This is a genomic window from Marinobacterium lutimaris, from assembly GCF_900108065.1.
GTDB classification, from domain to species: Bacteria; Pseudomonadota; Gammaproteobacteria; order Pseudomonadales; family Balneatricaceae; genus Marinobacterium_D; species Marinobacterium_D lutimaris.
In genome coordinates this window covers 395,496-418,424 of sequence record NZ_FNVQ01000005.1, presented here as the reverse complement: position 1 = coordinate 418,424, position 22,929 = coordinate 395,496, and the positions used below count along the sequence as shown (strand labels likewise).

The 22,929-nt window shown below is 57.0% G+C and carries 22 protein-coding genes; 11 read left to right on the top strand and 11 right to left on the bottom strand.

Annotation, left to right across the window (positions count from 1 at the left end; all coding sequences use genetic code 11):
* Positions 1-16: 16 nt before the first annotated feature.
* Both C4S72_RS21275 and C4S72_RS21270 read left to right on the top strand, forming a co-directional pair.
* Positions 17-1,027, top strand: coding sequence for an ELM1/GtrOC1 family putative glycosyltransferase (locus C4S72_RS21275; RefSeq protein ID WP_104005194.1), 1,011 nt, complete (start codon positions 17-19; stop codon positions 1,025-1,027).
* 57 nt (positions 1,028-1,084) lie between these two features.
* Positions 1,085-2,245 carry a hypothetical protein gene (locus C4S72_RS21270; RefSeq protein ID WP_104005193.1) on the top strand — a complete coding sequence of 387 codons (1,161 nt, stop codon included), beginning with the start codon at positions 1,085-1,087 and terminating at the stop codon, positions 2,243-2,245.
* A 41-nt stretch (positions 2,246-2,286) separates the two neighbouring features.
* On the opposite strand, the gene C4S72_RS21265 is transcribed toward C4S72_RS21270, so the two are convergent.
* Positions 2,287-3,201 (bottom strand): GT-D fold domain-containing glycosyltransferase, encoded by a 915-nt coding sequence (locus C4S72_RS21265; protein ID WP_104005192.1) that lies wholly within the window; start codon positions 3,199-3,201, stop codon positions 2,287-2,289.
* Positions 3,198-4,133 (bottom strand): LpxL/LpxP family Kdo(2)-lipid IV(A) lauroyl/palmitoleoyl acyltransferase, encoded by a 936-nt coding sequence (lpxL, locus tag C4S72_RS21260; protein WP_104005191.1) that lies wholly within the window; start codon positions 4,131-4,133, stop codon positions 3,198-3,200. Before lpxL ends, C4S72_RS21265 begins: the two co-directional genes overlap by 4 nt.
* A gap of 164 nt (positions 4,134-4,297) precedes the next feature.
* On the opposite strand from lpxL, the gene msbA reads away from it, so the two are divergent.
* Positions 4,298-6,073 carry a lipid A export permease/ATP-binding protein MsbA gene (gene msbA, locus C4S72_RS21255; RefSeq protein WP_104005190.1) on the top strand — a complete coding sequence of 592 codons (1,776 nt, stop codon included), beginning with the start codon at positions 4,298-4,300 and terminating at the stop codon, positions 6,071-6,073.
* A gap of 3 nt (positions 6,074-6,076) precedes the next feature.
* Positions 6,077-7,537 carry a glycosyltransferase family 39 protein gene (locus tag C4S72_RS21250; RefSeq protein WP_104005189.1) on the top strand — a complete coding sequence of 487 codons (1,461 nt, stop codon included), beginning with the start codon at positions 6,077-6,079 and terminating at the stop codon, positions 7,535-7,537.
* A 5-nt stretch (positions 7,538-7,542) separates the two neighbouring features.
* Here C4S72_RS21250 and C4S72_RS21245 read toward each other — a convergent pair whose 3' ends face one another.
* Genes C4S72_RS21245 through C4S72_RS21235 form a run of 3 tightly spaced genes read right to left on the bottom strand, consistent with a single transcriptional unit; the run spans position 7,543 to position 9,708 of the window.
* Positions 7,543-8,331, bottom strand: a complete 789-nt coding sequence (locus tag C4S72_RS21245) for a ChbG/HpnK family deacetylase (protein WP_104005188.1) — start codon at positions 8,329-8,331, stop codon at positions 7,543-7,545.
* Positions 8,328-8,699 (bottom strand): GtrA family protein, encoded by a 372-nt coding sequence (locus tag C4S72_RS21240; RefSeq protein WP_104005187.1) that lies wholly within the window; start codon positions 8,697-8,699, stop codon positions 8,328-8,330. The genes C4S72_RS21245 and C4S72_RS21240 overlap by 4 nt, the downstream gene beginning before the upstream one ends.
* On the bottom strand, positions 8,689-9,708 hold the full coding sequence (locus tag C4S72_RS21235; protein ID WP_104005186.1) for a glycosyltransferase family 2 protein: 1,020 nt from the start codon (positions 9,706-9,708) through the stop codon (positions 8,689-8,691). Before C4S72_RS21235 ends, C4S72_RS21240 begins: the two co-directional genes overlap by 11 nt.
* A gap of 123 nt (positions 9,709-9,831) precedes the next feature.
* On the opposite strand from C4S72_RS21235, the gene waaA reads away from it, so the two are divergent.
* On the top strand, positions 9,832-11,100 hold the full coding sequence (gene waaA, locus C4S72_RS21230; protein ID WP_104005185.1) for a lipid IV(A) 3-deoxy-D-manno-octulosonic acid transferase: 1,269 nt from the start codon (positions 9,832-9,834) through the stop codon (positions 11,098-11,100).
* A gap of 16 nt (positions 11,101-11,116) precedes the next feature.
* Here waaA and cyaY read toward each other — a convergent pair whose 3' ends face one another.
* On the bottom strand, positions 11,117-11,443 hold the full coding sequence (gene cyaY, locus C4S72_RS21225) for an iron donor protein CyaY (protein ID WP_104005184.1): 327 nt from the start codon (positions 11,441-11,443) through the stop codon (positions 11,117-11,119).
* Between the two features lie 187 nt (positions 11,444-11,630).
* Between cyaY and lptM the strand changes: the two genes are divergently transcribed.
* The 6 genes from lptM to C4S72_RS21200 are packed head-to-tail and all read left to right on the top strand — an operon-like array spanning position 11,631 to position 16,228.
* Complete coding sequence (gene lptM / locus C4S72_RS25675; protein ID WP_132285812.1) at positions 11,631-11,747, top strand: LPS translocon maturation chaperone LptM; 117 nt, start codon at positions 11,631-11,633, stop codon at positions 11,745-11,747.
* 12 nt (positions 11,748-11,759) lie between these two features.
* Positions 11,760-13,016 carry a diaminopimelate decarboxylase gene (lysA, locus tag C4S72_RS21220; protein WP_104005183.1) on the top strand — a complete coding sequence of 419 codons (1,257 nt, stop codon included), beginning with the start codon at positions 11,760-11,762 and terminating at the stop codon, positions 13,014-13,016.
* A 2-nt stretch (positions 13,017-13,018) separates the two neighbouring features.
* Positions 13,019-13,849: a diaminopimelate epimerase gene (dapF, locus tag C4S72_RS21215; RefSeq protein WP_104005182.1), complete on the top strand. Its 831-nt coding sequence runs from the start codon at positions 13,019-13,021 to the stop codon at positions 13,847-13,849.
* Complete coding sequence (locus C4S72_RS21210; RefSeq protein ID WP_104005181.1) at positions 13,846-14,553, top strand: DUF484 family protein; 708 nt, start codon at positions 13,846-13,848, stop codon at positions 14,551-14,553. The genes dapF and C4S72_RS21210 overlap by 4 nt, the downstream gene beginning before the upstream one ends.
* 1 nt (position 14,554) lies before the next feature.
* Entirely contained in the window at positions 14,555-15,463 is a 909-nt protein-coding gene (xerC, locus tag C4S72_RS21205; RefSeq protein WP_104005180.1) for a tyrosine recombinase XerC, read from the top strand.
* Between the two features lie 30 nt (positions 15,464-15,493).
* Entirely contained in the window at positions 15,494-16,228 is a 735-nt protein-coding gene (locus tag C4S72_RS21200) for an HAD family hydrolase (RefSeq protein ID WP_104005179.1), read from the top strand.
* Positions 16,229-16,558: 330 nt separating this feature from the next.
* Here C4S72_RS21200 and C4S72_RS21195 read toward each other — a convergent pair whose 3' ends face one another.
* The 5 genes from C4S72_RS21195 to C4S72_RS21175 form a co-directional block, all read right to left on the bottom strand.
* A complete protein-coding gene (locus C4S72_RS21195) occupies positions 16,559-18,424 on the bottom strand; it encodes a methyl-accepting chemotaxis protein (RefSeq protein WP_104005178.1) in 1,866 nt (621 codons plus the stop codon).
* A gap of 335 nt (positions 18,425-18,759) precedes the next feature.
* Positions 18,760-20,625, bottom strand: coding sequence for a methyl-accepting chemotaxis protein (locus tag C4S72_RS21190; protein WP_104005177.1), 1,866 nt, complete (start codon positions 20,623-20,625; stop codon positions 18,760-18,762).
* A gap of 65 nt (positions 20,626-20,690) precedes the next feature.
* Positions 20,691-21,833, bottom strand: a complete 1,143-nt coding sequence (gene hemW, locus C4S72_RS21185) for a radical SAM family heme chaperone HemW (protein ID WP_104005176.1) — start codon at positions 21,831-21,833, stop codon at positions 20,691-20,693.
* An 8-nt stretch (positions 21,834-21,841) separates the two neighbouring features.
* Entirely contained in the window at positions 21,842-22,450 is a 609-nt protein-coding gene (gene rdgB, locus C4S72_RS21180) for an RdgB/HAM1 family non-canonical purine NTP pyrophosphatase (RefSeq protein WP_104005175.1), read from the bottom strand.
* A 6-nt stretch (positions 22,451-22,456) separates the two neighbouring features.
* Positions 22,457-22,909, bottom strand: a complete 453-nt coding sequence (locus C4S72_RS21175) for a DUF4426 domain-containing protein (protein WP_104005174.1) — start codon at positions 22,907-22,909, stop codon at positions 22,457-22,459.
* Positions 22,910-22,929 lie beyond the last annotated feature (20 nt).

Here is a 22,929-nt window from a genome sequence, read left to right as displayed (position 1 = left end):
GTAATTGAATTGTGAAATGATAACTCCTAAAGCTTACTATTTGTGCTCTCAATATCATGGAAGTAATAAGCAGCTCGGTAGCGTTGCTGAGCATATCTTTCCTGAGCATGAAACTTCAGCTCTTAAGGTTGATCTAAGAACTCGAGCGAAGTTGTTTTTTCCTTTTTATGAGCTTTTTATTTTTCTTATTGGCCTATTCGGAGCAGATAGTCATATCGCAAAATTTCTAAAAAGGATAGCGATGCGCGGTCATATTCCTGTAGTGAATGACTCGGATGTGATCGTTCTTAAAACACCTCCTTTTGAATATGTTGCGTTATTGCTTGCTGCAGGAAGTAAAGCAAAATTATTTTATATTGGATCGCCAAAAAGAGTTAAATCTGAAAGATTTGGTGAACTAATATCGACTCCATCGACCCCTTGTGCTTCAGCAACCGTCATGCTCGATATGTTGCCAACGGAGAAGTCTTATGCTGAGTACAGAGAAAGATCGGAGGTTTTTCAGGGTTCCAGGTATGCGCTATTGCTTCTCGGAGGAGATGCTAAAGGTTACCACTATCAAAGTGATGACTGGGTAAAAATATCTAACTTTGTGAATAATTATAGCGATATTACTGGCATTAAATGGGTTGTTTCGACATCACCCAGAACGGGGATTGATGCCGAAAAAATATTGAAGAGCCAGATTGATAAAAATGCCTGTGAATGCTTTGTTTGTTGGGGTGATGGTGATCGAAAAACTGTCTTCGATTGTTTGACTGGCGCCTGTGAGGTTTTCGTAACCCATGACAGTGCGTCAATGATCTCCGAAGCGATTAATGTGCGTCTTCCAACTATAGTGATTCGACCCGACAAAACTGAATACAATAGCCTTACGGTACCATTGGTAGATCACATGGTATCGAAAAGAGCTGCCATGGATATTAAATGTAGTGACTTATCTTTAGAGAGCGTCGGTGAATGGAAAAATAAAGAATTTAAACCTATCAACAAGTGCTGGGTCGAAGCCTGGGAACGCGGCGATTGATTGTTAGTATTTGAAGATCCAAATAAAATTTCTTTGAAGTATTAAGTGACTTTATTAATGATGTATCCTGAGAAAAAATTGGGAAAGAATAATCTTGAAACAGGATTTTTCTTGTCCATCGCGCTGTCTATGTCAGTTTTTGTTATTCTTGGCCTTCAACAAAATATAGTTTACGTATTTACTCTTTTACCTGCGCTAGTTGCCATTTTTTTCTATAAGCCAAAGTTTTCAATAAACCTTGGTTGGCTTTTTGCGTACTTTGCATACGTTCTTTTAAGTATATATTGGTCGGGCAATGACTTTTTGTTTTTCTTGAAGCAGGTTAAGTACGTCGCATTTATTTATTTGTTCGTATTTGCGATGCATCTGTATCAGGAACGTGAATTCCCTTTCAATTTTCTGCTGATTCCTTTATTGATATCGTCAGTTTCACTAGCAGGGTTGTCAGTACTATTCTTCGTGCAAAACTATGGTTTCTTGGCATGGGTAAATGATTTTCCCCGTATAGCCTTGGATGACGTTGTGGGTCTGCATGAGCAAATTTATCTTTCGTGTATATTGGTATTTACAGCGCTTTCCCTTATGTCTGTGAATAACCTTAAACCAATTTCTTGCGTTCTGGTTTTTCTATTGGCTTGCTTGATTATAGCGCCATTCCAGACTCGAGCTGCTTATCTAGGCTTGGGAGCTGGATTGCTTGTTCTTTTCTTTCAGAAAAAACAATATAAAACAGTTATTATGGCTTCAGCATTCTTGGTAATTTTGGGCGGATTTATCTATTTCAATGTCGATAGATTCGAACACAATAATTACCCGAGGCTTATTATCTGGGAAAATGCGTACAATAAAGTATTATCAGAATGTAATGTATGGGCTGGCTGTGGTTACAGTTATGACTTCAATCTTTACGTCGGGGAAGTGAAAATAGCGCAGCTACACAATTTAATATTCTCCCAATTTTTCTACGGTGGTATTATTGGGGCCGTTCTATTTCTTCTTCTCATGCTAAGGCTGACTTGGGTCCTTTATAAATCTGAATCCGTATGGCTGAGCCCATTTTTATGTTCGATGGTGATGTTTCTGACGATGAGACATCATATTATCAGTGGGCCAAACATCTCTTGGCTTTTGATATGGATGCCGCTTGCGCTTTCAGGGATATTCTTTAAGCCTCTGTTCGCCAAAAGCTCACAGTCAGCAAAAGAGAAACTTGCTTAAAGTTTGGCAGGCTTGGACTTTGTGTGTCTCTCGAAGAGCTTTTATCTTAAAAGCTCTTCGATTTTAGCCTCTTCGTTGCCGTAAAGGTGCTGCTTGGCTTTTTTGAAGGTGCCGGGCATCTGACCAAAATCGATCGCCTGATATCCTGCTTTGGCCAGGTCATAGGCCAGGATGGTAGCGGTAGGGCCTAGTACTGGGAGTATCAGGTAGTTCTCTTTGGGGTACTTCTTCTGGATGTCGCTCAGTATCTCTTCATAGCGGTCGAATGCGTTTTTTGACGGGGCGTAAAAGAACTCGACAGAGGCCGCGTTATTAAAGAGCTCTTCTTCGAATGTGAAACGACTGTTTTTTCCCGTTACCAGCACCACATTCCGGCCTTCCCAGATCTCTTTAATCAGCCGCACACGCTTTATGAGGGATTCTTTGCTATCCCTGGGCAATACGCGGAAGGCTCCCATCGAGGGATACTCGCGTTGCAAATCCAAAAGGCCAAGTACTTCATCGCCTATACGGATGATGAATTTTTGCCAGATTCTACCCAGAGCGTGAAAATTCCTTACCGGGTGAACTCCGATCAGTATGTTGGGGTCATCGCTGTGCAATACTTCAAGCAGCCGATTATTCAGCGCAGGATTCACATCCTGAAATGACTTGTGACGCTCACCTACAATCAGTTTAAGTTCACCATCCCCATACCTGCATATACTTGCTTTGTGGTCGATGATGTACTGAATTGTTTCCTCTTCGCTCCAGACTTTCGGGTAGCGGCGAATAAACGACTCTATATCGTCCCGGTAGAGGCTGATGATCCGGTCGTCGAAGAATTCCCGGACGCGTGCTCTTCCGTTACGGGTTATGCCGAAAGGCGCCAGAATAAGGGCTGATTTGCGCAGCACGCCTCTCAGAAACGGCTTTAAAGGTCCGGGCGTGGCGTGGTTGTTAGCTGATTCAGTCATGGCTTCTGGCTGTAGAGACGGTTTTTACCATCAGGCTGGGTTTTGAAGCGTCGATGTACCCACATGTACTGTGTCGGGTCTTTGCGGATGGCGCGCTCAATCTCCGCGTTGACCAGTGATGCGTCGGTTTCTTCGTTGCCGGTCGGGAAGCCCGTGATGGGCGGAAAGAGCTCCAGCTCATAACGACCATCTGGCAGACGATGCTGGGCCAGCATCATCACCGGTGAGCCGTTGAGCTTGGCCAGACGGGCCGTCGCCGTAATTGTGGCGGCATTAACACCGAAGAAAGGCACGAACACCGATTGCTTGGAGCCAAAGTCCTGATCGGGTGCATACCAGATGATGTGATTTTTACGCAGTGCGCGAATCACCGAACGGATGTCAGCTCGCTCGATGGATTGACCGAAGTAGCGGCTACGGCCTTTTTTGATAATCTCTTCCATCAGCGGGTTGTTGTGCCTGCGATACATGGCATCAACGGGATAGAACTCAGAGAACAGCAGTCCTCCGAGGTCCAGCGTCGAAAAATGCGCACCCAGCAGGAGTATACCCTTGCCCTGCTCCAGTGCCTGGTCCAGGTATTCGCGCCCTTTGAGCTCGACCCTGTTCTCAAAATGCCTGCGAGGCGTCCACCAGGCCATGGATGTTTCGAAAACACCGATACCGTTATTGATAAAAACGTCACGTACAAAACGCTTCCGTTCCTGCTCTGTCAGTTCCGGGAAGCACAATCTTGCGTTAACCTCGACAACCTGGCGTCGCGCAGGAACCAGTCGGAAAAGGGCGAGACCAAGCAACTTACCAAGGCCCAGCTGGGCTCGATAGGGAAGTCGGTTAAGTACCCACAGTGCTCCGGTGCTGAGCCAGTTGGGCCAGAAGATTGGGTGCCAGAACGGCCTGTTCTGGAATCTCTGTCGTTTTTCGCGTGCCATGAAATCTGTCCCCAGGGTTCGCGGCTATTCTAAGTCGCGCTCCTGTAGGCGGCAAATGATTCGGGATTTGGGGCCGGTCGGGCGTGGCGGATCTCCTCACAGCGCCGCCAGTGCCAGCTGTGTATAATGTTGCCCGCTTGCCGAGAGTATCGATTGAGAGGCTTATGAGTAGTAAAACGAGCAGTCAGAATCAGGAGGGCGCCGTTCATAGCACCTGGCAGTTGTATAAGCGCCTGCTCGGCTATGCCCGGCCATACTGGGTAGCATTTGTTGCCAGTTTTATCGGTTTCGCGATCTATGGTGCGACTCAGGCCTGGTCCGCGCGCTGGCTGGAACAGGTGGTCAATGCGGTGCAGGCGGGGGAACTCGATCAGCGCGGTATGCTGGCTCTGACCGTGCTGGTGATCTTCGCGCTGCGCGGTATAGGCACTTTCATCGGAACCTATACGATCAGTCATGTGGCGCGTCAGGTGGTTCATGCCCTGCGCACCGACCTGTTCGACCGGATGCTGACGCTGCCAAGCAGTTACTATCAGCGCACCGCCAGCGGCGAGCTGCTGGCCAAGCTGACCTATAACGTGGAGCAGGTGACAGGGGCGGTCACCAATGCCATCAAAACCGGTCTGCGTGAGGGCCTGACCGTGGTCGGCCTGATGGGATACCTGCTCTATCTCAACTGGAAACTGACCCTGGTGTTCGTGCTGGCGGCGCCGTTTATCGGCATTGTCGTCACCATTGCTTCAAAGCGGATGCGGATGCTCAGCCGTCGTCTGCAGAAATCGGTGGGAGATATCACCAGCTCGGCTTCCGAGTCGATCAAGGGTTACCAGGTGGTACGAATCTTTGGTGGAACGCAGCAGGAGCGGCAGCGATTCCACAAGGCCAGCGACAATAATCGACGTCAGATGATGAAGATGGTGGTCACCCAGTCGCTGAACACGCCAATAGTACAGTTCATTATCGCCATGGCTCTGGCGGGGCTGCTGTTTATCGCCATGCATCCGTCGGTGATGGGCACCATGACCACGGGCGGTTTTGTGGCCTTTTTGACCGCGGCCGGGCTTATCACCAAGCCGCTGCGCCAGTTAACCGAGATCAGCTCGATCATCCAGAAGGGTGTGGCTGCGGCAGAATCGATCTTTGACGTGATGGATCAGCCCGCCGAGCGTGACTCCGGTGAGCGCAACGCCAAGGGTGTTAGCGGTGATCTTCGCTTTGAACAGGTGCGTTTTACTTACCCAGGGCAGGACACACCTGCGTTGAAGGGTATCTCCCTGGATATTCCCTCCGGCTCAACGGTGGCGCTGGTGGGGCGTTCCGGCAGTGGCAAGTCGACCCTGGCGGCGATGCTGCCGCGTTTCAATGATGGCTGGGAAGGCAATATTTTGCTCGATGGGGTCTCCCTGAACGACTATTCGTTGCTCTCCCTGCGTGAACAGATCGCCCTGGTCAACCAGCATGTGGTGCTGTTCAACGGTACTCTGGCCGATAACATCGCCTACGGGGCAATGGCCGGGGCCAGTCGTGAGGCGATCATGGCGGCAGCAGAAGCTGCTCATGTCACCGAGTTTCTGGACCGGCTGGAAAATGGACTGGATACGATGATCGGCGAAGATGGCGTGATGCTCTCAGGTGGTCAGCGTCAGCGTATCGCGATTGCCCGTGCCATTCTCAAGGATGCACCGCTGCTGATACTCGATGAGGCCACATCGGCGCTCGATACCGAGTCTGAACGGCATATCCAGGCGGCACTGGAGTCTGTTGTCAAAGGTCGTACAACGTTAGTGATCGCTCACCGACTTTCTACAATTGAGAAAGCGGACATGATTGTTGTCATGGACGATGGCGAGATCATTGAAAAAGGCTCCCACCAGGAGTTGCTGGCAAAAGAGGGCGCCTATGCCAGCTTCCGCGTTCAGCAGGAGGCCGGAGGGGCCTGAGCCGTGCCGCAGAATGCCGCGTTTAAGGGGGTGGTGTATCTGCTCCTCGCGCAGCTGCTGATCTGGGGGCTACTGCCTGGCCTATTGGTCGAAAGCCTGCCTCTCGACGTTGTTGAGGGGGCCTACTGGGGAAGGGAATGGCAGTGGGGCTATTACAAGCACCCGCCGTTTCCGGCCTGGGTACTTCATCTCTTCTATTCCACCTTAGGGGACATGGGCCCCTTCATTCTCAGCCAGCTCTGTATCGCTCTGACATTGTACTGTGTCTGGCGGATTGGCTGCCGGCTATTGAGCTGCGAGCAGTCAGCCTTTGGGGTATTGGCGCTGATGGGCGTTTACTACTTCACCTGGCCCAGCATGGAGTTCAATCACAACATCGCGCAGATGCCGCTCTGGGCAGCGGCAGTGCTGCTGTTCCACCGTGCTATTACCGACTGGCGCTATGGCGACTGGCTGCTGCTGGGCCTGGTGGCGGGACTTGGCCTGTTAACCAAGTACTCGACGCTGGTGCTGCTGGCGGCGATGTTCCTGTGGCTGCTCTGGCGGCCGGAACTGCGCAAGGAGCTGCTGCGTCCCCAGCCGTGGGTTGGGGTTCTGGCCATGGTATTGTTGTTTCTGCCGCATCTGTTCTGGTTGATGCAGCATGAGTTTCTGCCGTTCTCCTATTTTGAGGGCCGCTCTGCCAGGGCTGTTGAACAGGGCTGGTCCGCTTGGGGGGCGTTACGCTTCCTGCTGGTACAACTGATCGACCATTTACCGCTGTTTATTCTACTGCTGGTTGCCGGCTTCTGGCGGCGCAGCTATTGGCAAAAGCCCGATTCGAACGCCGGGTTTATCCTGTTTATGGGGCTGGCTCCCGCACTGCTTACCGTGATTGGCGCCATGATTACCGGAGCGGGTACCCGGGATATGTGGGGCACGCCGATGTGGAATCTGTCCGGGCTGATGCTGGCGTCGATGATCCCGGCCGAGGTTCTAAGGCAGCGCCAGCGACCGCTGCTATGGGCCTTTGGTGGTTTCCTGCTGCTGCTGACTGTGCTGATGCTGCTGTTCGTCGGTTTTAAGGATCAGATCCGCGATAAGCCTTCCCGCACCGGTTGGCCCGATGAGGCCCTGGCGCAGACTCTGTCGCAAGTCTGGGGAGAGCATACGGAGTGCCCGCTTCAGCTTGTGGCCGGACAGTACTGGCCGGCGGAGCTGCTAGCGCTGGAGTTGCCTGGCGTATCGGCGGTGCCCGAGTCCGATCTCAGGCTGGCGCCCTGGGCTGATGTCCGGTGGGTCGCAGAGCAGGGGATGATCGAGATTGCGGAGGGCGACCGCCCCCGCTGGGATAAAACGCTGGCAGAACTAGGCGACTGGGATGCCGAGGGACAGTTCAGCGTGCCTTGGCCGCGTCTGCCCGACCATGAGCCGCTGACGCTATCCTGGCGTCTCTGGTTGCCGCACACAGAGTGTGTGGACTAATCGCTTCAGGAAAAGGTAGGTTCTGTATGAAGTGAGCGATCACTATTGCGCAGAGCCTCTATAAAAAGATCACTCGAAAGCCATTCATATTCCCTGCGCCGGGCACGGGCTAGGGAGGATTCGTCCCCAGTTTTGCCCGGGTGACACATTATCAGCACCCCGTCCGGCTCAGTGTTTAGCCAGAGCTGCATCATGCCGGCAAAATCCGCCTCTGGGCTCAGTGAATAGAGGCCTGCAAAGGCTGCGCTTCCCTTGGTGTGGAAGCGGCGGCGGGCTGACTCGAAACCCAGCCCGATTAGCCGCAGCACCATCGCCTTGAAGCCTGAATCGTGGCCGGAAAGCCGGGGGGTGGATGCGCGAACCCAGGGTGCCTGCTTGCCGTAGCGCTGCTGCAAGCGATCTAGCAGCAGCTCGCGGATAACCGGAAACATCTGGATATGTTGATGGCCATCGACAAAATCCGGCGCCGAGCCGATCAGCTCCTCGAAACTATCCAGCTGCTCATCGAATTGTTTGAGCAGCGCCTGTCGGTCTAACTGCCGGACCAGGCTTTTCAGCATCAATTTTCCCAGCGGAACGGCGTGCACGCCTTCGGTCAGGTTAAAGTGCAGCCCCAGCGCGGCCTTATGCCGTCGCGCCTGCAACTGCTCAGCTGCCTCCCGTGTCCAGCAGAGCATATTGGTCATACAGCTGGTAGCGGACAGGCGGCCGAGATCGATCAGCTCCAGTATCGCTTGGTTAATCCCTTCCGACATGCCGAAGTCATCGGCGCAGATAACTACAGTACGGCTCATGCGAACGCCCAGAATTTGCCCAGCAGGTAGGTCAGTACGGCAACGCTGCCCAGCACGATGAACAGGGCCACGTCGTAGCGCAGCGGTGTCAGGCTCAGCAGGGCCCAGTACATCGCTTCATTGAGCAAGAAACTTGTGGCGGCAACGGTGGCGAAGCGTGGCAAGGTCTGGCGGTGAGAGAGTTCCTGGGCACGAAAGGTTAGGTGGCGATGACCGAAGTAACTGACGTTGAAGGCCAGCAGAAACGCGATCACATTGGCGATCAGCGGATGCAGGTGCGCCAGGGGCACCAGCAGGAACACCACCAGCCAATGCATCAGCAGTGCGGAAACGCCGACGGCTATAAAGCTCAGTGCTTCACGCGTCATTCGCTTCCTCCCCTGCAGGTTGCTGCTCTGGCCGCCTCTGTTTGCGGAAGGATATTTCGTTGCTAACCAGGTAGAGCGGGCGGGCTTTCACCTCGGAGAATATACGCGCGATATATTCGCCGAGAATGCCGACCGAAAACAGCTGCATACCGCCGAGGAAGGCGATGCCGGCTGCGATGGATGGCCAGCCGGGAATGTCCGAGCCGAAAATCAGTGTGCGGATGACGATGATCAGGGCGTAAAGCACCGAGAGTACCGAGGTGGCAGCACCAATCAGCATCCACATTCGCAGCGGCGCGTTACTGAAACTGGTAAAACCGGTCAGCGCCAGAGCCGAGAGTTTACTCAGACCAAAATGCGAACTGCCGGTGATCCGTCCGATTGGCTGAAACGGCACCGCCTTGCTGGAAAAGCCCACCCAGGAGTAGAGCCCTTTCATCATTCGTGAGCGTTCCGGCAAACGGCGCAGAGCAAGCACCACCCGTCGGTCCAGCAGCCGGAAGTCGCCGGCATCCGGCTGCATTTCGATCTCGGCGCTGCGGCTGAGCAGGCTGTAGAACAGTTTGGTCAGGTAGCGTTTGGCGCGGGACTCGTCCGAGCGATTCTCGTGCACGCCAAAAACCATGTCCCAGCCTTCATGCCAGTGGTGGAAAAACTGGTCCACTACTTCGAAAGGGTGCTGGCCATCAGAATCCATCAGCAGGACAACATCGCCGTCTGCATGGTCGAGACCCGCACTCAGTGCGGCCTCTTTGCCAAAATTGCGCGACAGCTGGAGCAGCGTGACAGGGTAGTGATCCAGCATGGCGGACACGACCGCCAGGGTGTCATCCCGACTGCCATCATCGACGACGAGCAGCTCTATCTGGTCGGAGAACTTTTTCAGGTATTCGGTTAATTCGGGGATGAGATGGCGCAGGCTGCCGGCCTCGTTGTAGGCTGGCAGAACGCAGGTGACGCTGGGTCGCTCACTCCTCGGGAGCTGTGCGGAAAAGTCGATGTGATGCATAGACTGTCCGTATAACGCACGCTTTTGTTCCCATTGTGGCTGATCCGGCACGTTGATTCCAGCGCCTGTGCCCTGAGCGACCATGTTACACTTCAGCCTCAAATTTTGGTGGTGTGCCAGCCGATGCGTTTACTCTATACCCTTCTTTTCTACCTGCTGATACCGCTGCTACTGGCGCGTCTTTGGTGGCGTGGGCGCAAAGCTCCAGGGTATCGAAAAAACTGGACGCAAAGGCTGGGATTAGGAGACCGTCTTAGCGGGCCGGTGATCTGGATTCATGCGGTCTCCGTGGGTGAGACCCTTGCGGTGGTGCCTATGGTGGAAAGGCTGCTCAAGCGCTATCCCAGTCACCGCATCCTGATGACCAATATGACGCCCACCGGAGCAGCCCAGGTGGAGAAAGCCTTTGGCGATCGGGTCGAACAGCGCTTCTGCCCCTGGGACCTGCCGCTGGCCTGGAGTGCCTTTCTGCGCCGCGTGAAGCCGGCAATCTGCATCGTGGTGGAAACCGAACTCTGGCCCAACCTGGTATCCGGCTGCGCCCGCAAAGGTGTACCGGTGATGCTGGTGAATGCCCGTCTGTCAGAGCGCTCGGCAAGAGGCTATCGTCGCTTTTCGGCGCTGACCCGGCCCATGTTGCAGCGGCTGAACCTGATCGCCGCCCAGCATGAGGCGGACGCTGGCCGCTTCCGCGAACTTGGAGCGCCGCCGGAGCGAGTCAGCGTCACCGGCAGCATCAAGTTTGATATTTCGCCGGATCTCTCGTTGCGTGACTCAGGCAGGGCGTTGCGAACACTCTGGGGAGCAGAACGGCCCGTTGTGATCGCCGCCAGTACTCATGAGGGAGAGGATGAACTGCTGTTACGCTGCTGGCGTAGTCTCAAGGAGCGTCAGCCAGATCTGCTGCTGGCGCTGGTGCCGCGGCATCCGGAGCGCTTTGCCGGTGTGACCGAGCTTGCAAGTCAGTTCAGTCACAATGTCTGTGCCCGCTCCAGCGGTGAGACGCCCGATAGCCAGACCGATATTTATATTGGCGATACCATGGGCGAGCTGATGATGCTCTACGCAGCGGCGGATATCGCCTTTGTCGGCGGCAGTTTCAGCGGCACCGGCGGACACAACCCGCTTGAACCCGCGGCGCTTGGCCTGCCAGTTATCATGGGGCCGGATACCTTCAACTTCGCGGCGATCTGTGAGGCGTTAAAGGACGCTGGTGGTATGAGTCAGGTGGTCGATGAGAAGGGGCTGACCGCTCAGCTTGGCACCTGGCTGGATCAGCCGGATCAGGCGAGGGCCGCGGGCCGTGCCGGTGAGGCGTTCCTGAAACAGAACCAGGGCGCGCTGGACCGGCTCGAGGCGCTGATAGCCGAGCGCCTCGATACACGGCACTGAGGAAAGGGCGGGCCGCTCAGATATCGCTGAAGTCGAACTGCTCGCCGGCCTGCTCGGCGAAGGCTTTGGTGAGCATGGAATTCAGGCTGGTGCCGTCGCTGTCGAGCTTCCACTGACCCGCGTCCTGGTCGTAATCGAAATGGTAACCGCCGCCCGGCAGAGCCAGCCAGAGCTGCTTCAGCGGTGGCTGACGGGTAAAGATAATCTGGCTGCCGTTCTCGCATTTGACGGTCATCATGCCGCCGTTGCTCTCGTAATCCAGATCGGATTCCGCTTCGTCGAGGATCTCCTCAATCTGCTGCAGCGTTTCATCGACCTGCACCATAAATTCCGATTCAGTCATCGGTTTCTCCAGCCTGGTAAGTTTTCTGCGCAGTATATGCCTTCGGCTGCCATGAAACACCCCGAAAATCCCGCGTATTTTCCTGCTTCCGGACTGGTCGCGAGGTACTCAATGGCCCCTGTATCGGGGTATACTCCGGGGTTTGAATTTTACCGGCTGTGCCGGTTCTGCGTGAGGATAGGTCGTCATGAAACGCTGCTGGCCAATATTGTTGCTGGGAACGCTGCTGCTGGTCGGCTGCGGTCAAAAAGGGCCGCTGACCCTGCCACCGCCGAGCGATGAAGCCGAGACTGCGCAACAGTAAACGAGAGAGATGATGGACAACTTTGAATACCTGAACGGCAGCCTGAACTGTGAAGAGGTGCCGTTAAGCCGCATCGCCAATGAAGTGGGTACGCCGACCTACGTTTACTCCCGTGATGCGATCGAGCGCGCTTACCTGGCCTATGCCGAAGCGCTGAAAGGTCGTGATGCGCTGGTCTGCTATGCGGTGAAAGCCAACTCCAATATCGGCGTGCTGAATATCCTGGCGCGCCTAGGTGCCGGCTTCGATATCGTTTCCCTCGGTGAGCTCGAGCGTGTGCTGCGCGCCGGCGGTGATCCCGCCAAGGTGGTTTTCTCCGGCGTTGCTAAAAAAGCCGATGAGATCAAACGTGCACTGGAAGTGGGTATTCACTGCTTCAACCTGGAGTCCGATGCCGAGCTGGATCGCGTCAACGCCGTGGCCGGCGAAATGGGCCAGACAGCGCGCATCTCCTTCCGCGTCAATCCGGATGTGGATGCCAAGACGCACCCGTACATCTCCACCGGCCTGAAAGAGAACAAGTTCGGTATCGATATCGACTCCGCGCTGGATGTTTATCGTCGCGCCGCCGCGCTGGAAAACGTCGAAGTGGTGGGTATCGACTGCCATATCGGCAGCCAGCTTACCGAGCTGAGCCCGTTCCTGGATGCGCTGGATCGCCTGCTGGTGCTGATCGATCAGCTCGCCGACGAGGGCATCAAGCTGAAGCACCTCGATCTCGGCGGTGGCCTGGGGGTCTGCTACACCGACGAAGTACCGCCGACTCCGGCCGAATATATCGCAGCGATCAGCGAGCGCCTTGGCGATCGCGAGCTGGGTCTGGTGTTTGAGCCGGGCCGCTCCATCGCCGCCAACGCTGGCGTCATGCTGACCCGCGTTGAGTTTCTCAAGCAGACCGGTGAGAAGAACTTCGCCATTATCGATGGCGCCATGAACGATCTGATACGCCCGTCCCTGTACGGCGCCTACCAGGAGATCGTACCGGTGGAGCTGCGTGAAGAGGGCGAGACCAAGATCTGGGATCTCGTTGGCCCTGTTTGCGAAACCGGCGATTTCCTTGGCAAAGACCGCGACCTGAACCTGGCTGCGGGCGACCTGCTGGCGGTCTGCTCGGCTGGTGCCTACGGCTTTGTTATGGCCTCCAACTACAACACCCGTGGCCGCCCGGCCGAGGTGATTGTCGATGACAACAAGTTTGTTGTGGTGCGCGAGCGTGAGCGCGTCAGTGATCTGATGCGGGGCGAGCACCTGCTGCCGAAGGATGCCTGATCATGCTGGTGCGATTCACCAAAATGCACGGGCTCGGCAATGACTTCATGGTCATCGATGCGATCTCCCAGCGTATCCGCCTGAGCAGTGATCAGGTGCGTAGCCTGGCCGACCGTAATTTCGGCATCGGCTTCGACCAGCTGTTGCTGGTGGAGCCGCCGACGCGGCCAGAGATGGACTTCCGCTACCGTATCTACAATGCGGATGGGTCCGAGGTTGAGCACTGCGGCAATGGTGCGCGCTGCTTCGCCCGCTTTGTTCGCGACAAGCGTCTGATCATGCGTGATCGCATCGCCGTGCAGACCGCGCGTGGTGAGGCGATTCTGCAGATCCATGAAGACAAGCAGGTCGAAGTCGATATGGGTGCGCCGGAGCTGATACCGGCGGAAATCCCGTTCGAGGCGGCGGAAAAAAGCGCCATTTACAGCGTTGACGTGAACGGTGACAGCGTTGAGCTGAGCGCCATTTCCATGGGTAACCCCCACGGTGTTCTGGTGGTCGATTCGGTCGACAGCGCGCCGGTGGAAACGCTGGGGCCTGCGCTGGAGGCGCATCCGCGTTTTCCACGGAAAGCCAATATCGGCTTTATGGAAGTGGTGTCACGCAACGAGATCCGTCTGCGCGTGTTCGAACGTGGCGCCGGCGAAACCCAGGCCTGCGGCACCGGCGCCTGTGCGGCGGTGGTAGCCGGGCGTTTGCGTGGTCTGCTGGATGAGCAGGTGCTGGTGCATCTGCCCGGCGGCGATCTGAAAATCAGCTGGGCGGGCGAGGGCCAGCCGGTGATGATGACCGGGCCTGCGACCACAGTTTTTGAAGGGCAGATCTACCTATGAGCGAAACGGAACAGCCGGTCAGCAATGAAGTCGAGGCCGTCAGTGCGGAGCAGGTGGCCGAGTACCTGAAGCAGCACCCGGACTTTTTCACCGAGCACACCCATCTGCTGGAGAAGCTCTATGTGCCGCATCAGCGCGGCACGGCGGTGTCCCTGGTGGAGCGCCAGACTTCGCTGCTGCGCTCGCGCAACGAGCAGCTGCACGGGCGTCTGTCCGAGCTGATCGATGCGGCGCGTTTCAACGACGGCCAGTTCGAGAAAACCAAGCGCATGGTGCTCGGCCTGCTGGAAGCGGAAACGCTCGACGAGGTCGCCGTGGCTGTGGAAGAGAGCCTCTGCCGTGATTTCTACGGTGATGAAACCGTCCTGCTGCTGTTCAGCGAAAGCCCGCTGGATACCAACGACCTGCGCGTGCTCTCCCGCGGTGAGTGCAGCATCGTGCAACCGCTGATCGACACCAACCTGCCCAGCTGTGGCCAGCTGTCCGAGGCGATGAACCGCTTCCTGTTCCAGGATGCATCGGTTCGCGTGCAGTCCTCCGCCGTGGTGCCGCTGGTCAAAGGTGAGACCCTGGGCCTGCTTGCCATCGGCAGCCATGACGCCAACTACTTCCAGAGCAGCCAGGGCACCCTGTTCCTGAGCTATGTGGGTGAGGTGCTGAGCCGCGTCGTGGCCCGCATCCTGCGTCAGCAAGGCCAGCTCTGAGATGCAAGCCGGGGATGAGCGCCTGCTGGCGGCATTCCTGCGCTACCTCGAAGGGGAGCGACAGCTCTCCGCGCATACCCTGAAAAACTACCAGCGCGATCTCGAACGCCTCGACGAGCAGCTTCAGGAGCTGGGTCAGGCCGGCTGGCGCGCACTCGATGAGCGCCGCCTGCGTCGTGCCGTGGCACAACTCCACGGCAACGGCCTCTCCGGCCGTTCGCTGGCGCGGCTGCTCTCCGCCGTGCGCAGTTTCTACCGTTATCTCAGCCGTGAGGGTGAGGTGACCCAGAACCCGGCGCTGGCGGTGCAGGCGCCCAAGGCGTCGCGTCGCTTGCCGCAGACGCTGGATGTGGACCAGCTGGGTACACTGCTGGATCAGCGCACTGATGATCCCCTGGAGATCCGCGACCTGGCGATGATGGAGCTGCTTTACTCCTCGGGCCTGCGTGTTTCGGAACTGGCATCGCTGGACCTGATCGATCCGGATCTTCGCGATGGCAGCCTGAGGGTGACCGGCAAGGGCAACAAAACCCGTGAAGTGCCGATCGGCCGCAAGGCGGTCGAGGCGCTTGAGCGCTGGATACGTGAGCGTAACGCCATCGCGCTGCTGGATGAGAGCGCCCTGTTTGTCGGCAAGCAGGGGCGCCGCCTGGGCGTGCGTGCCATCGAACAGCGGCTGAAACGCCAGGGCGAACACGTCGGCGTCAGTGGACGGGTCTATCCGCATCGGTTGAGACACAGCTTCGCCAGCCATATGCTGGAATCCAGCGCCGATCTGCGCGCGGTGCAGGAGCTGCTTGGACACGCTGATATCGCCACCACCCAGATCTATACTCATCTGGACTTCCAGCATCTGATGGAGGTCTATGAACATTCCCACCCCCGGGCCAAACGCAAGAAAGAGCAGTAAACCGCTGTAATCAATGAACAGGAGCCGGACATGCTGAAGTGCGCCACTTTCGATCTCGACGATACCCTCTGGGAGGTTGACCCGGTCATCCGTCTGGCCAACCAAACGCTCTGGCAGTGGCTCGAAGATAACGCCGGCAGCTTTACCCGGTTACATCAGCCCGCGGACCTGGTCGAAGGCTCCAAACTGCGCGACGAACTGCTGGCGGAGCAGCCGGAGATCGCCCACAGCATGTCACTGGTGCGCCTGCGTCTGCTGGAGAAAGGGCTGGAGCGCAGCGGTTATAGCGCGCAGGACGCCGAGGTATTGGCTGTTAAAGCATTTGAGACATTCATGCGTGCCCGCCACGAAGTGGAGTTTTTCGAACACGCGTTGGAGATGCTTAAAATCCTGCGCAGCGAGGGGCTGGTGATCGGCGCGCTCAGCAACGGCAACGCCGACGTGAGCCTGACAGGTGCCAGCGAGCTGTTCGATTTCCAGTACAACGCCGACAAGGTTGGGACTGCAAAGCCGCACCCGCTGATGTTCGAGCGCGCGCTGGAACATACCAAGCTACGGCCGGAACAGGTGGTGCATATCGGCGATCACCCGATCAACGATGTAAAGGCCGCCCGCGACGTGGGCTGCTGGACCATCTGGGTAAACCTGCCGGGCCAGGAGTGGCCGGAAGAGGCGCAAGCGGACGAGAAAGTGACCTCACTGGATCAGATCCCCGCTGCCGTAAAACGGATCGCAGAGAAGGCGACGCATCGCGCTACGCTTTGATTTTCTCAAACAAACAGGACTAAAACGGAGTTCGATTGCCACTAATCCGTCTTAGTGCAGCAATTCCCCTTCGGCGCAGCCGAGCATCGCAGGCTGAAAGAGAAACAAGGGAAAGGCTGTTTGAGCGAAGCGAGTTTCCTTTCCCGCTCTTTCAGGCGAGAAGCGGAGGGTAATCGGCGTAGCCGATCAAGCCGTAGGGGCGGTTTCGGGTCATTAGGGGCCTTGGCCGTCCAAGGCCCCTAATTCGCCAGCAGGCGAAACCGGCGTAGAAAGGAAGGAAGATGCAAATGACGCCTACCTTCGCGCCTGAATTGCTCCTGCTTTACGACCTCAGTGCTTAAACCTCGACATCAGATCCTCAAGCCCATGCGCCTGCTGAGACACCGAGTGGCTTGCCTCGGCATTCTGCTCGGTTTGATGCACCGCCTGCTCAATGATCGAGCTGATCACCTCCACATTACGGGTCACTTCCGCCGCCACTGAGGCCTGCTCTTCGGTGGCCGAGGCGACCTGGGTGGTCATATCGACGATGCTGCGTGCGCCCTCGGTGATGGTGTTCAGTGCTTCGATGGTTTCGTTGGCGCTGGCGGCACCCTGTTCGCTCTCTTCGACGCTTTCCTGCATCAGCACTTCCACATCACGGGTACGGGTCTGCAGCTGAATCACCAGCTTGGCGATCTGTTCGGCGGACTGCTGCGAGCGTGATGCCAGGTTACGTACCTCGTCGGCTACCACTGAGAAACCGCGACCCTGCTCGCCGGCACGGGCTGCCTCGATGGAGGCGTTCAGTGCCAGCAGGTTGGTCTGCTCGGCGATATCTTTGATCACATCGAGCATGGTGCCGATCTCGTCGCTGTCGGAGCGCAGCTGGGACACGACATCAGCGGTGTCCCGCGCCTTCTGCGCCATCTTGTGCAGGCCTTCCATATTCAGGCTGACACGGTGGCTGCTGTCTACCGCACCGTCCAGTGAGTCCTGTGCCGTGGCGGCGGTACGCTCGGTGTTGCCGGCGATCTCCTGCATGGCGCTCTCCATCTCCTGGATCGCAGCGGCCACCTGCATCACTTCAGCCTGCTGGGTGTTTAGGCCCCTAGTGGTGTCCTTGGTGGTGGCTGAGAGCTCTTCAGCTGCGGCCGCCAGTTGGGTGGAGGTGCCGGCGACACGGTCGATAACGCTCTGGAAGGCGTCCATCATCTGGTTGAAGTCGGTGGCCATCTGGCCAACCTCATCCTTGCGTTCGTGGCTGTAGCGCAGGGTCAGGTCGCGATTCTCCTGCGCCTGCTGCATGGTTTTCGCCAGCGCCTTGATCGGCACCACGATGCTGCGTCCGATCAGGAAGGTGGGCACCAGTGCCACCAGGATGAACAGGATCGCGGCGATCACCATGATTGTATTGAGTGTAGCGGTGCGCTGCTGCAGCGCCTGTTTGATCAGGCGGTCCATCTCGGCAAAGTTGCTGTCGGTGGCCAGCACCGATGCGATGATCTCCTTGGTGATCCCCTGATCAGGCGCCAGGCCCAGCTGCTCGTAAGCTTCGGTTACCGCCAGGAAGTCCTTGCGGTAGGCTTCGAGTTTGGCCTCCAGATTGCTGCGCTGCTGGGGTGTCAGCGTCATGGAGGCACCCAGGTTGGTCAGCGTTTCATCGTATTGTGCAAGCCATTTGTCCCGGTAGCTCAGGTCCATGCGCAGGAAGAAGTCTTTCTCGGCGCGGCGCAGCTGCAGCATATCGATCAGTTGCTGGGAGCTATAACGGTCGATCGCTTCTTCAAAAGCGTGGATCGAGGCACGCAGGGAACCACGCAGACCGTCGGTGGGTGTCAGGCCGATCTGGGTGCGCAGCCCTACCGACTCGATGAACAGCTCTCTGTATCTCTCCATGTGAGAGACCAGCGTCGTCAATGAGGTGGCATCAATATCCAGGCTTTCCAGCTGGCCCAAAAGCGTTTTTGCCGACTCACCGCCTTCGGCAAAGGCTTTGTTGAACTGTTCGACCGATTCCGGCTTGCCGTATAGAACGAAGTCCTTGGCGTAGCCGCGGATCTGCTGCTTTTTGCCATCGAGGCGGGTGAGGGAGTTCTCCGTTTGCCGTAACTGGTCCAGTTGGCCTATCGAATAATATTGAAAACCGACAAAGCCGAGGATGCCGGCCAGGATGATCGCTCCCAGCATGGCTAGCTTGGATTTGATGGTTAGCATGTTGCGGACACTCCTTCACGGATGGATATAGTTATTGGTATGCAGTTCTATCCATGAACTAAAAGAGCTGATTGCTCTGATCGCTGTTTGCCTCTTTCAATGTAGTGAAGGCTGGGGATCCTTGCGGGGTGTTTTTGTCGTATTTATTGCTATCGGCCGAACTGGAGAAAACTTCAGCCTGAGGGTAGTGCGTGCGAAGAGGTTTAAAAAGGAGTGGCAGGGGATTGGCAGCCTTGGCTGCCCTGCGTTGGTGACCGCTACGGCGAGTAAACCGGCCTGGGGTTAAAGCTCGGCAGCGGGAGCTGATCTCCCGCTGCATCAGACCGGTTTCAGAGTCAGGCTGCCTTGAACTGGGAAACCGCCATCTGCAGGGCCTGTGCCTGCTCCGAGACCATCAGGCTGGCCTCGGCGTTCTGGTCTACCTGAGAGCTGGCCTGTTCGATGATCATGCTGATCGATTCCACGTTCCGCGTAATTTCAGCGGCCACCGAAGCCTGCTCCTCGGTGGCGGATGCGACCTGGGATGTCATATCGACGATGCTTTGGGCGCTGCTGGTGACGCTTTCCAGCGCGGCGACAGTTTCACCGGCGCGGCTGGCGCCGGCTTCGCTCTCGGTCATGGTTTCATCCATCAGAGCGCCGACATTGCGGGTGCGCGAATGCAGCTTGGTGACCAGCTCTTCGATTCTGGCCGCAGACTGGCGTGAACGGGACGCCAGAGCGCGCACCTCATCGGCAACAACGGAAAAACCGCGGCCGTGCTCGCCCGCTCTTGCTGCTTCGATCGAGGCGTTGAGTGCGAGCAGATTGGTCTGTTCGGAGATATCCTTGATCACATCGAGCATGGTGCCGATCTCGTCGCTATCGGCACGCAGGTGAGCCACCGAGTCCGCTGTTTCCCGGGCTTTGCTGGCCATCTGGTTCAACGATTGAATGCTGGCGCCCACGCGGGTGCGGCTGTCCCGGGCGCCATCTTCCGCAACGATGGCTGCGCCGGCGGTCTGTTCGGTGTTGCTGGCGATCTCCTGCATCGCCGCTTCCATCTGCTGGATGGCGGCGGATACCTGGATCACTTCCGAGCGTTGATGCGCCAGGCCTGTGGCGGTCTCCTCGGTGTTGGCGGAGAGCTCCTCAGCGGCGCTGGCCAGCTGGCCGGAGGTCGCGATGACATGATTGATCAGGCTCTGGAAGGCGCTCATCATCTCGTTGTAGTCACGTGCCATCTCACCGATCTCATCCTTTGATTGCGCCTCATAGCGCAGCGTCAGGTCTTTCTCATCCCGTGAGCGACGCATCAGTGCACCCAGGGCCGAGATCGGTTTGATAATGCTGCGCCCGATCAGCACCGTGGGGCTGGTAATCAGCACCAGGATGATCAGAATGCAGATGGCGGTGACTGTCTTGATCTGTTTTTCGGTAGCAGCGAATTCGGTATCGAGCTGGACGAGCATCTCATGGAGGACCGCGCTGGTGGCGTTCAGCTCGGTTTCCATCGCGCCCAGAATTCCCTGGGAATAATCCAACCCCAGTTTCTGCTGTGCCTCTGTCAGTGCGATGAAGGCGCTCTGATACTGCTCCAGATCTTTGCGCAGCGCCGCTTTCGCGCTGACCGGCAGCGTAGCGGCAGCCAGTTCGTTGAGCAGCTGAGACTGTTGTTCCTGCCACTGCTGCAGGTACTGGGTGTCGCGCCGTATCAGAAAGTCCTTCTCAGTGCGGCGAAGTTCCAGCATTTCGATACGCAGCGCTTGTTCGCCCAGGCTGGCAAGACGGGTTTCAACGTCGTGTATGGCGGAGCGCAGCTCGCCCTGCAGTCCCTCTGCTTCACCAAGACCGATCTGTTTTTTAAGGGTAACGACCTCAGCAAAATGGGCGCTGTAGCTTTCAAGGCCAGACACCAGTGCTGCTAGATGCCGGGTATCTATATCGACATGCTCCATATGCTGGCGCAGGGCGGCGAGGTCCTCGAACAGGCTTGTCTGCAGATTGCCGAAGGTCTCGATAAGCTCCAGCTTGCCGCGGCTGACAAAGTCCTTTTCAGTGTTGAGCAGCTTCAGCTTGTCGATGGTGATGTGATCGACATCTTCGCGCACCTCGGTGAGCTCATCGTGAAGCTGAGTCGAGATGTACTGGATCGCCGTCATCACGGCCAGGGAGGTCACGAGCAATCCCACTAGAAGGATCAGTTTGGATTTGATGGTCATGTAAGAGCACTCAGACAAACTAGTTTTATTAATATTAGTTGTGCAGCGCTAAGTGCGGGTGAACCTTACCCTGGCAGGAAGAGTGTGAGCAGGTCGTTAAGGAAAAGACGTCCCTGGGGTGTAGGAACAATCTTAGTGTCGCAATCTTCCAACAATCCCTTGTGTTTAGCTTCGCGTATTATTGGCGAAAAATTAACCAAGTCAATACCCGTACGTTCGATAAGCAGATTCGCATCGACGCCGTCGGTGAGGCGCATGGCGTTGAGCATAAACTCGAAGCCGAGATCCTCATCTTCCACCCGGTTTTCTCCACCCAGACGACGATCAGGATCCATGTAAGCGGCGGGCTGGCGGATCTTGTGGTGGCGCAGGATCTGGATTTCGCCATCTTCCATGCGAGTCAGCTTGCCGTGTGCACCGGCGCCGATCCCGATGTAGTCCCCAAACTGCCAGTAGTTGATGTTATGACGGGCCTGGCAGCCCTGCTGAGCGTAGGCCGAGATCTCATACTGGTGATAGCCGGACCGTTCCAGAAGCTGCTGGCCGCGCTCCTGGATCTCCCACAGCGCTTCGTCCACAGGCAGTTGCGGCGGGCGGGCGTGAAATTCGGTGTTGGGCTCGATGGTGAGCTGGTACCAGGAGAGGTGATCCGGCTTCAGGTCGATCGCCTGCTGCAGATCGGCCAGCGCCTGCTCCGGGCTCTGGCCCGGCAGGCCGTGCATCAGGTCCAGGTTCAGACGCGGGAAAAGATCACGCGCGTAGCGGGCGGCGGTGATCGCTTCATCGCCATTGTGGATGCGGCCCAGGGCCTTGAGTGAATCGGTATTAAAGCTCTGTACCCCGATCGACAGGCGGTTGACGCCGGCATCCCGGTAACCGCGAAAACGCGCCTGCTCGAAGGTGCCGGGGTTGGCCTCCATGGTGATCTCGATAGCGTCCACGAATGGGATGCGCTGCTCTACCTCATGCAGCAGGCGGGCGATCGCCTCCGGGCTGAACAGGCTGGGCGTGCCGCCGCCGATAAAGATCGACTGCAGCGGACGTCCCTGAACTTCGTCCAGCTCGGCATCGAGATCTGCCAGCAGCGCATCGACATACTCCGTTTCCGGCAGTTCGTCGCGCTGGGCGTGGGAATTAAAATCGCAGTAGGGACATTTACGTACACACCAGGGGATGTGTACGTAGAGGCTCAGAGGCGGCAGTGACATAGATCGCTTTACACTTGCGCCAGGTAGGGGGCGATGGAAGCGATCAGCTGGCGCACCGCTTTACCACGGTGGCTGCGTTCATGTTTCTGCTCCGGTGTCAGCTCAGCGCTGGCGCAGCCGAGTTCCGGTACCAGAAACAGGGGATCGTAACCGAAGCCATTCTGCCCCTGGGGTTCACGCAGAATGGAGCCTTCCCAGGTGCCCTGGCAGATCAGCGGTGTCGGATCTTCGGCGTGACGCATGAACACCAGCACGCACTGGAAACGGGCGGTACGCTCACCATCCGGCACGTCGGCCAGCGCGGCGAGCAGTTTGCGGTTGTTTTCCTCGTCGCTGGCGCCTTCGCCGGCGTAGCGGGCCGAGTAGATGCCCGGCGCGCCACGCAGGGCGTCCACTTCCAGGCCGGAATCATCGGCCAGTGATGGCAGCCCGGTGGCGCGGCAGGCGTTGCGCGCCTTCAGAATCGCGTTCTCGACGAAGCTGAGGCCGGTTTCCTCCACATCCCGCACCGAGAAGTCGTGCTGGGGCACAGCACTGAAATTCAGCGGCGCGAGAATCTGGTTAAACTCTTCCAGTTTGCCGCGGTTGCCGCTGGCGAGGACGATGCGGTTGCTCATGGGGCCTCAGTCTACGTAGAAAGTCTGTTCGAATTGGATGTCGTACGGATCGGCGTTGGCGTCCGGCTGAACCTGGAGGTTGATGGTCAGCTTTTCATCCTCGGTAAAGCGAAAACTGCCGATGTAGTACAGCGCCGTGCCTTCGTCGATCTGCTTGAACTCCAGCTGTTGCGCCTGCTGCAGCAGGTTGGCGGCTTCACCGCTGACTTGCGCGCGAACCGGTGTTTTGCTGCCATCCTCTTCCAGTCGCAGCACCGCCACATTGACCAGCGCGCGGTATTGGCTGCGGGTGATGTTGTACTGCTGGGCCACTTCTGGGGTGATGAAGCTGGAGTTGAAGGCGTTGTAATGGATCTCGTACTTGCCGTCGGAGATCTTCTGTTCGGCCTGGGCGATACCAGCGGTCAACACCAGTGTCAGCACGCCGAGCAGGCGGTAAAGATTACGAAACGGGGCCATGGCTATGCTCCTTGTTAGCT

What these genes read in the sequence shown, in the direction of transcription:
- lpxL (WP_104005191.1), bottom strand. Translation starts at nt 4,133, where the DNA reads ATGGCACGCGAAAAACGACAGAGATTCCAGAACAGGCCGTTCTGGCAC.
- lysA (WP_104005183.1), top strand. Translation starts at nt 11,760, where the DNA reads ATGGACAACTTTGAATACCTGAACGGCAGCCTGAACTGTGAAGAGGTG.
- C4S72_RS21210 (WP_104005181.1), top strand. Translation starts at nt 13,846, where the DNA reads ATGAGCGAAACGGAACAGCCGGTCAGCAATGAAGTCGAGGCCGTCAGT.
- C4S72_RS21240 (WP_104005187.1), bottom strand. Translation starts at nt 8,699, where the DNA reads ATGACGCGTGAAGCACTGAGCTTTATAGCCGTCGGCGTTTCCGCACTG.
- cyaY (WP_104005184.1), bottom strand. Translation starts at nt 11,443, where the DNA reads ATGACTGAATCGGAATTTATGGTGCAGGTCGATGAAACGCTGCAGCAG.
- dapF (WP_104005182.1), top strand. Translation starts at nt 13,019, where the DNA reads ATGCTGGTGCGATTCACCAAAATGCACGGGCTCGGCAATGACTTCATG.
- rdgB (WP_104005175.1), bottom strand. Translation starts at nt 22,450, where the DNA reads ATGAGCAACCGCATCGTCCTCGCCAGCGGCAACCGCGGCAAACTGGAA.
- xerC (WP_104005180.1), top strand. Translation starts at nt 14,555, where the DNA reads ATGCAAGCCGGGGATGAGCGCCTGCTGGCGGCATTCCTGCGCTACCTC.
- msbA (WP_104005190.1), top strand. Translation starts at nt 4,298, where the DNA reads ATGAGTAGTAAAACGAGCAGTCAGAATCAGGAGGGCGCCGTTCATAGC.
- waaA (WP_104005185.1), top strand. Translation starts at nt 9,832, where the DNA reads ATGCGTTTACTCTATACCCTTCTTTTCTACCTGCTGATACCGCTGCTA.
- C4S72_RS21275 (WP_104005194.1), top strand. Translation starts at nt 17, where the DNA reads ATGATAACTCCTAAAGCTTACTATTTGTGCTCTCAATATCATGGAAGT.
- C4S72_RS21270 (WP_104005193.1), top strand. Translation starts at nt 1,085, where the DNA reads ATGATGTATCCTGAGAAAAAATTGGGAAAGAATAATCTTGAAACAGGA.
- C4S72_RS21200 (WP_104005179.1), top strand. Translation starts at nt 15,494, where the DNA reads ATGCTGAAGTGCGCCACTTTCGATCTCGACGATACCCTCTGGGAGGTT.
- lptM (WP_132285812.1), top strand. Translation starts at nt 11,631, where the DNA reads ATGAAACGCTGCTGGCCAATATTGTTGCTGGGAACGCTGCTGCTGGTC.
- C4S72_RS21195 (WP_104005178.1), bottom strand. Translation starts at nt 18,424, where the DNA reads ATGCTAACCATCAAATCCAAGCTAGCCATGCTGGGAGCGATCATCCTG.
- C4S72_RS21245 (WP_104005188.1), bottom strand. Translation starts at nt 8,331, where the DNA reads ATGAGCCGTACTGTAGTTATCTGCGCCGATGACTTCGGCATGTCGGAA.
- C4S72_RS21175 (WP_104005174.1), bottom strand. Translation starts at nt 22,909, where the DNA reads ATGGCCCCGTTTCGTAATCTTTACCGCCTGCTCGGCGTGCTGACACTG.
- hemW (WP_104005176.1), bottom strand. Translation starts at nt 21,833, where the DNA reads ATGTCACTGCCGCCTCTGAGCCTCTACGTACACATCCCCTGGTGTGTA.
- C4S72_RS21265 (WP_104005192.1), bottom strand. Translation starts at nt 3,201, where the DNA reads ATGACTGAATCAGCTAACAACCACGCCACGCCCGGACCTTTAAAGCCG.
- C4S72_RS21235 (WP_104005186.1), bottom strand. Translation starts at nt 9,708, where the DNA reads ATGCATCACATCGACTTTTCCGCACAGCTCCCGAGGAGTGAGCGACCC.
- C4S72_RS21190 (WP_104005177.1), bottom strand. Translation starts at nt 20,625, where the DNA reads ATGACCATCAAATCCAAACTGATCCTTCTAGTGGGATTGCTCGTGACC.